The organism is Nocardiopsis sp. iso_238, from assembly GCF_056173325.1.
The window spans coordinates 1,722,277-1,735,819 of record NZ_CM149668.1 but is presented as its reverse complement, the minus strand read 5'-3'; the positions used below and the strand labels follow the sequence as shown (position 1 = coordinate 1,735,819).

The following is a 13,543-nucleotide window of genomic DNA, read 5'->3' as shown; positions in this document are numbered from 1 at the left end:
GCTGGGCGGCCCTCGACGCGAGAAGTGCTTGGTGGCAGGCACTCTGGCAATCCCGACGACCGGCGATGACCGCACCGGAGGGCTCTGATGCGATTCCGACTGGTTGATTAGTCAGGCGCAACACAGTAGCTACTGGATGGCCCGTGTCCTCGAACCCGGAGGTGACCCGAGTCATCCGTTGGAACATCGACAACACAGTCTTCTGGCCCGCGCTGATCATGGTCGTCGGCTTCAGCGCACCGTTCGTGATCGCGCCGACGACGGGTGAACGCCTGCTCGGCGACGTCCTCTCCTGGCTCCAGTCCGACCTGGGCTGGGTGTACATGTGGTTCGTCGCCGGGCTCGCGGTACTGCTCGTCTGGCTCGTCTTCAGCCGGTACGGCCGCATCAGGATGGGCGGCCCCGACGACCGGCCCGAGTTCTCCACCCCCACCTGGCTCGCGATGATCTTCACCGCCGCGATCGGCGGCGGCCTCATGTACTGGGGCATCATCGAGTGGGCCCACTACCACTCCGCTCCCCCGTTCCAGCTGGAACCGCACGGAACCGAGGCCGCCGAGTGGTCGGCCACCTACCCCCTCTTCCACTGGGGCCCCACGGCCTGGGCGGTCTTCTGCGTTCCGACCCTCGCCCTCGCCTACGCCTACCACGTGCGCAGGATCCGTCGGCTGCGGCTCAGTGAGGCCTGCCGCGGCGTGCTCGGGGACCGCGTCGACCGCTGGCCCGGCCGCGTCATCGACGTCCTCTTCATCCTCGGGATGATCGGGGCCGCGGGGACCTCGCTGGCCCTGGCCGTGCCCACCATCGCGGAGGGCGCCTCCCGCATGTTCGGAGTCGATCCGGGCGCCACCCTCAACACCCTCGTCATCGGCATGTGGACCCTGCTGTTCGCGGGCAGCGTCGCCCTGGGGCTGCACCGAGGCCTGAAGCGCCTCGCCAACCTCAACCTCTACCTGGCCGCCGCCCTGGGTGTCCTGGTCCTCGCGGTGGGGCCGACGGTCTTCGTCATCGACACCCTCACCAACAGCGTCGGGCTGCTCGCCCAGAACATCGTCCGGATGAGCACCTACACCGACCCCGTCGGCGGATCGGGCTTCCAGGAGATCTGGACCGTCTTCTACTGGGGCTGGTGGATCTCCTACGGACCGTTCGTCGGCATGTTCTGCGCCAAGATCTCCAAGGGCCGCACCGTCAGGCAGATCATCATCGGCATGTGCGGCTTCGGAAGCCTGGGCTGCTGGCTCTCGTTCGCGCTGCTCGGCAACTCCAGCATGGCCTTCGACCTGAGGGGGGAGGCACCCATCGTCGACACGCTGGAGTCCGAGGGCGCGGTCCCGGCCATCTTCGCCACACTGGAGGCCTTCCCGCTCAGCTGGATCATCACCCCGCTGTTCCTCCTGCTGTTGCTGGTCTTCCTGGCCACCACGCTGGACTCCGCCTCCTACATCATGGGCGCGGCGACCTCCCGTGACCTGCCGAACGACGTGGAGCCCTCGCGGTTCAACCGCGTGCTCTGGGCCCTCGTCCTCGCCGCCGTGTCGGTCTCGGTGATGTCCGCCGGAGGCACGGACGCGTTGCAGACCCTGTCGGTCGTGACCGCCTTCCCGCTAATCCTGGTCCTGAGCCTGGTGGCCGTGTCCCTCGTGCGCTGGCTCCGCGAGCACGACCACCGGGTCGCGCGGAGGGACTCAGACCGCCCGCCGGGCCCTCGGGAGACCGTTCCACAGCCCCAACGGGCGGGCGGCGGCCAGCATGGCCGCGCACAGCGCCAGGCAGCCCAGGCCGAGCCAGAGGTTCCCGTACTCGACGGCGATCAGGGGGAACGACGCCGTGATCAGTCCGCCGCCGATGAAGGGGCTGACGAAGGGGGAGCGCAGCGCGAAGGCGCGGTAGGCGTTGGACCTCATCTGCGGATCCGCCGCCCTGAGCAGCATCAGGCCGATCGCGACGACACCCGTCTGGGCCCCGAACTGGGCGATGGAGTTCTCGGCCCAGTCATCGCGGAAGATCCGGGGACCCACGTAGAAGTAGATGAGGACGCTCACACCGGCCATGGAGAGCATGACGACGGTCAGCGGGATCCAGTTCGCGAGCATGATCGGAACGGCCAGTGAGGCGACGGCCGCGACGACCAGGAGGTCCAGCGCGACCCCGGCGATGGCGTTGAGGGTCGGCTTGTCGACGAGTACACGGAGCCGGGTCCGGCCGATGACCAGCTGGACGAGGAGACCGCCGATCATCGCCAGGGGAAAGAGCGGCACCCCGGAGACGGCCTGGTCGACGAGGTACTTGAGCGCGTATCCGATCAGGATCGCGACGGCGATGAGTGAGCCGTGGAAGGCGAGGTTGCTCAGGGCCGAGGCGTGGAGCCGTCCGCTGGTCGTCTGGTTCGGATCGGCGTCCTCCAGGATGTCGGTCCGGTCGACCTGGCGCGCGGCCGCCTCGTAGGAGAGGTGGCCGCGCCTGGCGGCGATGTTGAGCAGCACGGTTCCCATGACGACGCCGTACACGAGCCCGACCGTGGCCGCGAAGAGGGCCAGGGAGGTGCCGTCGGGCCAGCCCAGGGCGGTCCACGTCTCGTCCATGCCCGCGGCGGTCCCGTGCCCTCCCGACCATGACGCCTCGAAGATGGTCGAGAAGAGCTGGTTCGTCCCGAACAACGGCCCCAGGAGGGCGAAGACGAGGAGCGCGGGGACAGCGACCTGGACGAGGGTACTGAAGTACGACATCCAGATCTGGGCGCCCGCCTCCCTGGCCGCCTCCTTGAAGGGCGGGAGCCGCTGCCCCAGGAGCATCGGGGCGAACACGACCGCGATGAGCACACCGGCCATGGACGACCAGGTCGTCGACATTCCGGCGGGGACGATGTCCAGGAAGTGCTGTCCGCAGACGAGGCCGAGGAAGCCGCCGATCAGGGCCGCGGGCAGGAACAGCCTCCTGGCCAGGGGGACGAACGCCCGGACGAGCAGGCCCAGGATGAGGAAGACTCCCAGGCTGGCCCCCGAGAGGAGGAGTGAGTTGAGCGCGTTGGAGTCGAACTCGATGAGCTCCGGCATGGGAACCGTCCTTTAGGGGATGCGGCTGAGGGAGAAGGGGGCCAGGGCCGGGGGCACGGTCCCGTGGAGGAGGAGGTGCGCGATGTCCCGGGAGGCGGCGGGGAGCAGGGCCCAGCCGTGCCCCGTCCACCCCGTGGCCAGGTAGAAGCCCTCGGCACCCGGGACCGCGTCGACGAAGGGGATCTGGTCGACCGTCGCGGTCTCGGGGCTCGCCACGTGCACGGAGACCCGCGTCAGCTCGCCGGCGGCGGGGAGGAGGGCCTCCAGTTGGGCGATGTTCCCCCGCACGTTCGCCTCCACCGGCTCGGCCCTGCCGGTGTCGGGATCGAACCGTCCCCGCCAGCCGCCGCTGAGCTGGATCAGACCGCCGTCCAGGGACTTGACGGAGATGAGGCGGCTGTCGTGGCCCACCAGGAGCGGCAGGGTCACGGCGTGTTCGGGCCTCAGGAGGACGACCTGCGGGTAGACGGTCCACGCGGGGACGACGTGGCCGAAGTTCTCCCGCACCAGCTGTGGGACCGAGGCGTTCGCGGCCAGGAGGACGGCCCGCTCGGCCTCGAAGGTCCGGCCGTCCTCGGTGACCACGTGGGCGCGCCGACCCGGCTGCCTGGAACGCAGCGCGACCACCCTGGTGTCCTCGTGGATGACGGCGCCCGACCTCCTGGCGGCGTCGGCGTAGGCGAGGGTGGTCCGGTACTGGGCGGCGACCCCGTCCCCGGGTACGTGGAGTGCCGCGCGCACGTTCCCGGTGAGGCCGGGGATCACCTCCCGCACCCTGTCGCCGTCCCACACTTCGGTGGGGATCCCGAACCGTGTCTGCGTGTGCGCGTGGGCCTCGGCGGCGACGGCTCCGCCCTTGCCGCCCACCACCTCCTCCTCGATGAGGGAGAGCGACCCGGTCCGCACGTATCCGGTCTCGGCGCCGAGTTCGTCGGCCAGCCGGGGCCAGAGCCGGTGTGCCTCGCGCAGGAGCGGTAGTTCCCTGAGGTCGCGGCGGTTGCCGCGCACCCCCCGTTTTCCGGGGCCGCCGGACGCTCCGCCGCCGACCCCGGCAGCCTCCAGCACCACGACCGAACGCCCTTGTGAGGCGAGGTGGTAGGCCACGGCACAGCCGTAGGCGCCACCTCCGACGATGACGTACTCCGCGATCATTCGTCCGCCTTTCGTCGCTGTTCACACGATGTGATGCAGCACACTGTAGGAGAACCTACATAAGGCGTCAAGATGTAGGAAAATCTTCATTGATGGTTCGCGTGGGCTCGCCGAACCGCTCACGGACATCAACTGAACTGGGATGACGTTCCCAACCGCCCCGGGCGAAGCCGCGTGCGTCCGTCGCTCGGTCCGGTGACACGAGAGCGGCGTCCCCGTGGGAGGCGCCGGGGAGGGTCCCGCCACGGGTCCGCGAGACGGCGAGGGGCCGACGGCCCGTGGTTGGCTAGCATTTCCGTGCGCCGTGCACCGGCTCCGCCCCGCGCACGCCCCGGTTCGGTACCTCATCGAACCGTGAGACCGAGAGGACGCAGTGGCCTCAATGGAAGACCGCTCCGCTCAGGACCGGGACGACCTGACCCGCAGCGAACGCAACGTGGTCGCGTTGGCCGAACAGGACCCGCTCCGCTTCGCGACGAGTACCGCCGTCGAGATCGCGGACATGGCGGGCACGAGTGAGGCGACGGTGACGCGGGCGGCGCACAAGCTGGGCTTCGCGGGGGTCAAGGAGTTCAAGCAGGCGTGCGCCGGTCAGGTGGGTGCGGGTCAGACCCTGGGGGCCACGATCCGGGCCCGGCTGGAGTCCCTGGAGGGTCACGGCGAGGAGGTCTCCGCCCACGGCACCGCGCGCGCCGTCCTGGCCGCGTCCGCGCACGTCCTGCTGGAGTTCAGCGAGTCGTTCCCGAAGGCCGAGTTCGAGGAGACGGTCGACCTGGTCGAGTCGTCGGGGCGCACCGTCGTCTACGGGCTGGGCACCGGGTCCCACGTCGCCGAGTACCTCGGTCTCGGCCTCCGGAGGATCGGTCTGAGGGCCCACGCCGTGTCCGGCAGCGGTCACACGCTCGCGGACGAGGTCCACTCCCTGGAGAGCGAGGACGTGCTGATCGTCGTCGCGCCACGGGTGCTGTTCAACGACATCGACAACCTGATCGCGGAGGCCGCGCCCAGGGTGGCGCGGATCGTGCTCGTCTCGCAGGCGCCCCCGTCGCCCCGCTCCCCCGCCGGGGTGCTGTACCTGCCCCTCCCGAGCACGGCGGGATCTCCGGCGTCGGAGATCACCGCCGCCTGCGCGGTGTCGGACTCCCTCGTCTCGGAGCTCGCCCGTCGCCACCCGTCCACGGCCATCCGGGCCCGGGACGCGTTGCAGCGACTGCGCGACAGGCTCTCCCCGGCCCGGACCACGTGAGGGAGTCCGGTGGACGCGGTCATCCCCCGTTGGACTGGCGGATCCCCTCACCGAGCGCCTCGAAGGTGTAGACGAAGCCGCCGTCCTCGCCGCTGACCGTCATGTAGCCGTCCGTCGTTCCCGGGGCGATGGCCAGGTTGGTGGCGGTGTCCAGTCCTTCCGCGTCCTCGGCGGGGACGCTCACCGTCGCCAGGTGTTCGCCCGTGGAGCTGTGGACGAAGATGCTCGGCTGCCCGTGGACGCCCTGGTAGACGTTGCCCTCCGCGTCGACGGCGTTGGAGTCGATCTGGCTCGTGCCGCCGTCGAAGTGGATACCCGTGTGCGCCGTCTCCACCTCGGTCCGGTCCTCGTTGAGCGCGAGGTGGTCGACGCGGTTCGCGGCGTACTGGCTGACCCACAGCCCGGAGAAGTCCTCGCTGAAGGAGATGCCGTTCGGCGCCGGGAGCTCGTCGGCCAGGACCGTGGCCTCGGCCGTGTCCCGGTCGATCCTGACGACCCTGCCCTGGGGGTCCCAGACGGGATCCGCGTGCCCCGTGGTGTCGCTGACGAACAGGTTCCCGTCCTCGTCGAACGCGAGGTCGTCGGGGAGCATCGGCTTCCCCTCGACCTCGCCGGAGAAGAACGTGACCGGGTCCCCGCCGTCGGGGGTGACACTGTCGATCTTCCCGCCGACGAGGTCGGTCAGGTACAACCGCTCGTCGTGGGGGCTGAACTGCGCGGAGGTGTACACGCTGGCCTCGTCGGTGAGGACGGCCGACACCTCCGACGTCTCGGTGTCCACCCTCAGGACCTTGGGTTCTCCGGCCGGAGCGGTGACGTCGACGACGAGGAGACCGCCGTCCGGGGCGAAGGTGGGCCCCTCCAGCAGGGTCATCCCGGTCTCCTCGTGGACCGAGGTCACCTGGACCAGCAGGGACGCGGTGCGCTCCTTCTCCGGGGCGGCCTCCGTTCCGCAGGCCGAGGTCGCGGCGACCAGGAGGACGGCCGTCAGCGGTCCGGTCGCGACGGCGAACGGGTTCCTTCGTCGGTTCGGTTCCATGTCTTCCGCCCGCATCGTGGGTTTCGTCGCGCTGGTCGTGGTCACGGTGCCCCCGCATCCCCGCGGTCGTGGACCAGGACCTCGTGGACACGGCTCCGCCGCCAGTCCTGGAGCAGCCGGTGGAAGGCGACCGGCCCGGGACCGTAGGACTGTCCTCCGGAGTGACCGGCGCCCTCCCGGTTGTAGTAGCCGGGGGTGCACTCGCGCTGGAAGTCGACATTGTCGAGCACGTTCTCGCGGATGACGCGCCTCCAGTCGTCCACCGCGTCGGGGCACGGCTCGACCACGCGGGCACCGGCCCGGCGGCCCTCCGCGATGACCGAGGCGATGTGTCCGGCCTGTTCCAGCAGGATGTGCGCGAAGTTCACGGACGTGGCGTTCTGCAGGGGGCCCAGGTGGAAGAGGTTGGGGAAGCCGTCGCTGTAGAAGCCGTGCAGCGTCCTCGGGCCGCGGCTCCAGGAGTCGAGCAGCGCCCGCCCGCCACGGCCCCTGACCGGGAGGGTCCCGGAGACCACCCCCGAGACGCCGACGTCGAATCCGGTCGCGAAGACGACGCAGTCGACCGGGTACTCGACGTCGCCCACGACGACGGCCTCCTCGGTCATGCGGGTGATGCCGCCGTGGTCCGCGGTGTCGACGAGCGTGACGTTGGACCGGTTGAAGGTCTGGAGGTAGTGGTCACTGAAGCAGGGCCGTTTGCACATGTACCGGTACCAGGGTTTGAGCAGCTCCGCCGTGGCCGGGTCGTCCACGACCCGGTCCACCCGCGCCCGGATCTGGTTCATCTTGTGGGCGTCGGCCAGCTCCTCGACCCGCTCGCGCTCCTCCGGACTCACGCTGGTGTCGAGCGCCCCGGTGGTCAGCTTCCGTTGCAGGCGCGCCGTCGAGGTCCAGCCGTCCCGGGTCAGGTCCGTCTCGACCGGCTCACCGGAGACGAGGGCGAGGAAGTTCTCCATGCGCTCGCGCTGCCAGCCCGGTTCCAGGGAGGCGGCCCACTCCGGGTCGGTGGGTCGGTTGTCGCGGACGTCCACGGAGGAGGGCGTCCGCTGGAACACGTACAGGTGTTGCGCGTCGCGTCCCAGGTGCGGGATCACCTGCACTCCGGTCGCTCCCGTACCGACGACCGCGACGCGCTTGTCGGAGAGCCCGGTGAGACCGCCGTCCTGGTCGCCGCCGGTGTAGTCGTAGTCCCACCGGCTGGTGTGGAAGGTGTGGCCGCGGAAGGACTCGACGCCCGGGATGCCGGGGAGCTTCGGCTGGGTGAGGGTCCCGGAGGAGGTGATGACGAACCGGGCGCGCATCCGGTCCCCCCGGTCCGTCTCGACCACCCATTCCTCGGCCCGGTCGTCCCAGGTGAGAGCGGTGCCCCTGGTCTGGAACACGGCGTCGCGGTAGAGGTCGAAGGTCTCGGCCACGGCGACGGCGTGCCGCCGGATCTCCTCTCCCGGGGCATAGCGCCACCGGGGCACGTGGCCGACCTCCTCCAGCAGGGGCATGTAGGAGTAGGACTCGATGTCGCAGTGGATGCCCGGGTAGCGGTTCCAGTACCAGGTACCGCCGAAGTCACCGGCCTCGTCCATCATCCGGATCGACTCGAACCCCGCCTGCCGCAGTCGCGCTCCGGTCACGAGACCGCCGAAACCGCCACCGATCACCAGCACCTCGACGGCGTCGGTGAGTGGCGCGCGTTCGGTGCGGGCCGTGTAGGGGTCCTTCGCGTAGTAGCCGAAGTCCCCTGCGGCGGACCGGTACTGGGACGCGCCGTCGGGCCGGACGCGGCGTTCCCGTTCCCTGGCGTAACGGGCCCGTAGGCCCTGGATGTCGGGCTCCGCCGCGTCGATCGCCGTTCGCGTGTCTGGTGCTGTGCCCATGGGGCTTCCCAACTTCCTCGCCGGTGTACTGAAGGGGGCGCGAGCGCCGAACCGGCGGGGGCGACCGGAACGGGGGACGGGACCCGTGCCGGTCAGGGCGCGCGGGTCCGCTCGGGAGGCGGCGCGCCTCCGCGAAAAAAGGTTAGCATCAGGCTAAGTATTCGCGTCAACCCCGTTCCCGACGGGCGAAGCTATCCTGATCGCATGGGACCAGACGCCACGGAGCAGGGAGAACGCACACGTGTCGTGCACGAGATCAGGACCCTGACCGCGACCATGGAACAGGCCTCGCTCCCCGCACAGGTCCAGCACCTGCTCGCGATGGACCTGACGATCCAGCAGCTCAAGGTCCTCATGGTCCTGGTCACGACGCGGGAAGGGGCGACCGTCCGGGGTCTGGCCGAGTCCTTCGGGGTGTCGATGGCCACCATGTCGGGCCTGGTCGACCGGCTCGCGTCCCAGGGCATGGCCACGCGCACGGAGGATCCGCACGACCACCGCGTCCGCCGCGTCCACGCCACCGGCGAGGGCTCCGCACTCGCCCGCCAGCTGGTGATGGAGCGCCCGGAGTTCCACGACAGCGTGCTCATGGGCCTGAGCATCGAGGACCTCCACGCACTCGCGCAGGGGATACGCGCCGTGAGCGACCGCTACGCCGAACTCGTCGGAGGGTCCGGCCCCACCTCGGAGGATCCGGCCCGCGGAGTCGACACCGCCCCCTGACGCCCGCAGGCCGGGCTCCCCACCCGTCTCCGCGAGCCCTAGAGTGGCCGCACAGCAGGGTTTGCGACCCTTCCAGACGGTGGACACGAGGGCGGTGGGACACGCGTGGTCCGTGAATACGGCGGCGACCACATCGACCTGCGCGATCTGGAGGTGCACGGCGACCTCATCGGCAAGGTGGAACACCACCATCACCACCCCCGCGCCCCGGATCCCCCGGACACGTCCCCCCTCGGCACAGCCCTCGACGACCTCACCCCCGCCGACGCGCACACCTTCGAGGTGCACGAGGTCGCCGACCCCACCGGTGGCAACGGCCTGCCACCGTTGCCGCCCTACCTGTACCGCTCCGACGTCGACGACCCGCTGCGTGCCGCCGTACGCGAGGCGGGGCACACCAGCGGCCTGGTGTTGCTGGTGGGCGGCTCGTCCGTGGGCAAGACCCGCGCCTGCTGGGAGGCGGTCCACGCCGAACTGCCCGGCCACTGGCGGTTGTGGCACCCGCTCTCCCCCACCCGTCCCGAGGCTCTGAAGAAGGCCCTGCGCACGAACCGGATCGCGCCCCACACCGTGGTGTGGCTCAACGAGGCGCAGCTGTACCTGCGTGATCCACAGGTGGTGGAGGCGCTCCAAGGCCTGCTCTCCGACGCTTCCCAGGGACCCGTCCTGGTCCTGGGCTCGCTCTGGCCGGAGTACTGGCGTGACCTTCTCGACGAGCGCTCCGCCACCCGGGAGAACCGCCTGCTGCTGGACCGAGCGCGGGACGTCACCGTCCCGGACTCCTTCACCCCTGCGGAACTGCGCGCCAACAGCGAGCTCTCCCGGACCGACGCCCGGCTGCTCTGGGCGTTGACGGAGGGCGACCGGGGACAGGTCACGCAGGCGTTGTCCGGCGCCCTGGACCTCGTCCGCCGCTACCGGCACGGCACCCCCGCCGAACGGGCGGTGTTGGAGGCGGCCATGGACGCCGCGCGCCTCCAGGAGTTCAGTCACGCCCTGCCCTCGGAACTGCTCTCGGACGCCGCCCCGGGGTACCTCTCCCCCGCCGAACGAGCGGCCCTGCCCGACCGGTGGTTCACCACCACGATCGACTCCCTGACCCGGCGAGGGCCGGGGACCCCCGGGCCGCTGATCCCGGTGGAGAGCGGCAGGCGGTCCCGATACGCCCTCCCCGACTACCTGGAGGAGTACGGCCGTGAGCGACGACGCCACCTGTGCCCACCGGACGGGTTCTGGGAGGCGCTGAGCGGGTCCGCTGGAAAGCACGTCGCCAGGCTGCCTCCGTTCGCCCAGGCGGCCGAGGACCGGTTGCTCCTGCAACACGCGGACGCGATCCTGCGAAGGGACACCTTCAAACTGATCGTCGCGGGGCGGGCCGAGGTGATCGAGCGCCGGGCTCGGCTGCGTACCCGAACCGGTGACCACGCCACCGCCGAGCGACTGGCCACCGACGCCGCGCTGTCGGGTCGGCCCGAGGCCCTGCTGGAGTTGGTCGACGCCGTGGGCCGTCCGGAGTTCACGTGCGCCGCCTTCTCGCTCCTCCGGCGCACCGAGGGCACGGATCGGTGCGTCGACGAGGCCGTCCTCAGGATTCACGGATCCACACCGGAGAACAGGGACACCCTGGTGCGCGCCGTCGAGGAGAGCACGGGAACCGACGGCCTCCGCGCCATGATCGCTCTGCTCCGACCGCTGCGCGACCGTGCGGGGATCCGACTCTGCGAGGAACGGATCGGCTCGCGGGACGGCGAGACGTCCGAGGCGGAGCAGACCAGATGGGAGTCCGACTGGGACCGTCGGGTCGACCAGGCCGTCGCGGACGCCCGGGCAGGCGACGAGGGTCCTCTGCTCGCACTGTTGACGGACGACGCGCACCCGCTGCACTCGGTGATCCGAGCAGAGATCGCCCGTCGTTGTGTGTCCGCAGGGGTCCACCGGCCGGTCCTGGAGTTCCTGGTGCCACGCAGGGGGCCCTCCAGTCCGCGCACCTTCGACGGGTGGCCCCAACACCCCGAACTTCTGGAGGCCCTGGCCGATGTGACCGATCCGGAGTGCCTGAGCACCGTCGCGAGCATCGCCTTGTCAGCCGAGGCCTGGGAGACCGGTGGCCGCTTCCTCGAACTGGCCGTGGGCGCGGATGCCACACGGTTGGATGTGGCCGTCAGCATGAGAGAGCTGGCGCTCTCGGGCCGCACACACGAGGTCGCGAGGCTGTTGGAGGGCATCGACGATCGCTGGGCACGGGAACTGTCCTTGCGGCTCCACCTGCGCCACGGGGATCACGCGGGGGCCGAGCGCCTGGCCTTCCCGGACCCGGTCCCGGATGACGACGTTTACGAGACCGAGTCGCTTCAGCGCCTTCTCATCCGGTGTCTGAGGATGAGGGGCGAAGTCACCGCCGCCGAGGACATGGCACGTCGATCGGTCGAACTGGGCTGGTATGCGCTGGCCGCGTCCGCCCTGGCGGAACTGCTCACCGCACGGGGACACCGCGCCGAGGCGGTCGCCCTGCTGGCCGCCGAGCGGTTCCGTGAGGACCTGGACGAGATCGTCGGCTGCCTGCTGACCGAACCGGAGGCGGCCAAGGCGGCGGAACGTATGCGCCGCCCCGAAGCCTCAGGATGGAACGGTCCTCTGCTGTCCCTCCTGGCCTGGGCCGCGCGGGCCGCCGGTGATCACGGGCGGGCCCGGGAGCTGTGGCCCCGGGAAGGCGTACTGGTCGACGAGGATCTCCTGCGCTATCTGGACAGTTTCGTCCTGAAAACCCCTCATGCCGAGGGACGTGAGATCCGAGCCTCCCGGAGGGAGACCCGGGCTCTGGTGCGCCATCTCCGGCACGGCAATCCGCTCACCCTGGCGCGGGACCTGGCGTCGCGGATCGACACCGTCCCCGGGCTCACCCGGGCGGAGAGGTGGACGGCCGATCGGCCCCAGCAAGAAGCGCTGATGGCCTGGATCCGACCGCGATCCCGTTACGAAGGACACCGACATCTGGGGGTTCTCCTGGGCTGGATCTCCCATCTGTACCGGAACAACGGCGACCGGGCCGGCGCGGACGAACTGGAGGGGCTGGCTCTGCGTGTCGGCGGTTCGGCGGCGGTGCCCGCCCTGGTCCGGGGCCATCTTGCCGGGGAGGACCACGCCCGTGTCCGCACCCTCCTGGTGTTCCTCGGCCAGGAGATCACCGACACCGACGATGCCTACAGACGTTCCGAACCCGCGCCCGGTGAGGAGGAGTCACTTCGCCATGCCCAACTGCGCGCCTACCACCTGGACTCCGAGAGCGACGCCGGGCGCACCCTGTTCCACCTGGTGCACGCCGATGCTCTGCACCTCGCTGGCGACTTCATCGAGCGGGTGTCCCCGACCTCGAAACGCTTCGGGGACACCAGGTTCCTCGACGAGCAGATCTCCCCTGTGGAGCTCCTGATGGACTCCGCACGACCCGACCTGGCCCTCGCCGCAGCCCACTGGCTGCGCGACCAGGGGTGCCACATCGACCTGTCCTCCGTGTCCCAGGACCTGGAGCTGGAGGGCGACTGGGACAACGCCGCACTCTTCGACGCTCTGTCGCGAAGCCTCAGCCGGGACCCCGGCCTTCGGGCCCGTGCCCGGGAGGAGGCCGGGGCGGACCCGACACCGGACGCCTCAGTACCGGCGGCAGCTCTGGGGATTCGGGTGCGGCGGGCCGAGGAACGGGGGGACCACACGAGAGCCGAACGGCTGGCCCGGATCGCGACCGCCGCCGGTCACGGCTCCGTACTCGAGGATCTGGCCCGGCGCCGGGTGTCCCGTGGAGTCGATCGCTCCTGGCACACAGTCCTCAGACGCGGCCTGACTCCGGACGGGGAACCCGCCCCGGCTTGGTGCGAGGCCACGCGCGCTCGAGGGGACCTGCGTCCCATGATCGTCGACCGGCCGCCCATGGACTTCGTGACGTCCGACCGCTCCGATGGGCGCATCAAGGTCTCCCGTGTCCACGCGCCGTACGTGAGCCCGCAGAACTACCTGCTCCTCCCCTTCGTGCTCCTGTTGTTCACACCCGCGCAGTCGGGGGCGGCGGTCCTGGGCGCGATCGCGTTGTCCTTCGCTGTCGCCCTGGGACTTCTGCCGTGGCTGACCGGGGACGCACGTCGCCGGTGGCCGCTGCGCCCGCCCCGCCTGGCCTCGCTCGCAGCGAGGGCCGCGCTCTGGGGGCCGGCCCTGGTCGGTCTGCACGCGCTCGCCGTCGCGGAACGCCGATCTCCCGCCCGTGCGGTGGTGACCGTGCTGACCGCGCCCCTGTCGCTGGTCACGGCCTCCGGTTTCGCCGTGTTCTCCCCCTGGCTCGGTCCGTTGGGCGGCGCCGCCCTGAGCCTGTGCCTGGTGTACGCGTTCCTGGCCTGGGCCTACCGGAGCCGCCGCAGGGGACACCTTCGCTACCTGGCCGCCCTGCGCTCCGAGGACTGACACGGCC

At 70.6% G+C, this 13,543-nt stretch carries 7 protein-coding genes; 4 read left to right on the top strand and 3 right to left on the bottom strand.

What is annotated here, in order from left to right:
* Positions 1 to 143: 143 nt before the first annotated feature.
* Positions 144 to 2,114, top strand: coding sequence for a BCCT family transporter (locus tag AC0VYL_RS07675; RefSeq protein WP_475482711.1), 1,971 nt, complete (start codon positions 144 to 146; stop codon positions 2,112 to 2,114).
* Positions 2,115 to 3,068: 954 nt separating this feature from the next.
* Here AC0VYL_RS07675 and AC0VYL_RS07670 read toward each other — a convergent pair.
* The gene (locus tag AC0VYL_RS07670; RefSeq protein WP_475482710.1) at positions 3,069 to 4,208 is read right to left on the bottom strand and encodes an NAD(P)/FAD-dependent oxidoreductase; all 1,140 of its coding nucleotides are present in this window, start codon (positions 4,206 to 4,208) and stop codon (positions 3,069 to 3,071) included.
* A 382-nt stretch (positions 4,209 to 4,590) separates the two neighbouring features.
* Here AC0VYL_RS07670 and AC0VYL_RS07665 point away from each other — a divergent pair, with 382 nt between their 5' ends.
* Positions 4,591 to 5,454 (top strand): MurR/RpiR family transcriptional regulator, encoded by an 864-nt coding sequence (locus tag AC0VYL_RS07665; protein ID WP_475462975.1) that lies wholly within the window; start codon positions 4,591 to 4,593, stop codon positions 5,452 to 5,454.
* 19 nt (positions 5,455 to 5,473) lie between these two features.
* Here the strand turns inward: AC0VYL_RS07665 and AC0VYL_RS07660 are convergent, their stop codons facing one another.
* Together AC0VYL_RS07660 and AC0VYL_RS07655 are read right to left on the bottom strand one after the other, a co-directional pair.
* The gene (locus AC0VYL_RS07660) at positions 5,474 to 6,493 is read right to left on the bottom strand and encodes an SMP-30/gluconolactonase/LRE family protein (RefSeq protein WP_475460704.1); all 1,020 of its coding nucleotides are present in this window, start codon (positions 6,491 to 6,493) and stop codon (positions 5,474 to 5,476) included.
* Between the two features lie 41 nt (positions 6,494 to 6,534).
* Complete coding sequence (locus AC0VYL_RS07655) at positions 6,535 to 8,364, bottom strand: flavin-containing monooxygenase (protein ID WP_475482709.1); 1,830 nt, start codon at positions 8,362 to 8,364, stop codon at positions 6,535 to 6,537.
* 204 nt (positions 8,365 to 8,568) lie between these two features.
* Between AC0VYL_RS07655 and AC0VYL_RS07650 the strand changes: the two genes are divergently transcribed.
* Both AC0VYL_RS07650 and AC0VYL_RS07645 read left to right on the top strand, forming a co-directional pair.
* Positions 8,569 to 9,087 (top strand): MarR family winged helix-turn-helix transcriptional regulator, encoded by a 519-nt coding sequence (locus AC0VYL_RS07650; RefSeq protein WP_475460702.1) that lies wholly within the window; start codon positions 8,569 to 8,571, stop codon positions 9,085 to 9,087.
* A gap of 105 nt (positions 9,088 to 9,192) precedes the next feature.
* On the top strand, positions 9,193 to 13,536 hold the full coding sequence (locus AC0VYL_RS07645; protein WP_475482708.1) for a hypothetical protein: 4,344 nt from the start codon (positions 9,193 to 9,195) through the stop codon (positions 13,534 to 13,536).
* Positions 13,537 to 13,543 lie beyond the last annotated feature (7 nt).

What these genes read in the sequence shown, in the direction of transcription:
- AC0VYL_RS07670 (WP_475482710.1), bottom strand. Translation starts at nt 4,208, where the DNA reads ATGATCGCGGAGTACGTCATCGTCGGAGGTGGCGCCTACGGCTGTGCC.
- AC0VYL_RS07665 (WP_475462975.1), top strand. Translation starts at nt 4,591, where the DNA reads ATGGAAGACCGCTCCGCTCAGGACCGGGACGACCTGACCCGCAGCGAA.
- AC0VYL_RS07660 (WP_475460704.1), bottom strand. Translation starts at nt 6,493, where the DNA reads ATGGAACCGAACCGACGAAGGAACCCGTTCGCCGTCGCGACCGGACCG.
- AC0VYL_RS07655 (WP_475482709.1), bottom strand. Translation starts at nt 8,364, where the DNA reads ATGGGCACAGCACCAGACACGCGAACGGCGATCGACGCGGCGGAGCCC.
- AC0VYL_RS07650 (WP_475460702.1), top strand. Translation starts at nt 8,569, where the DNA reads ATGGGACCAGACGCCACGGAGCAGGGAGAACGCACACGTGTCGTGCAC.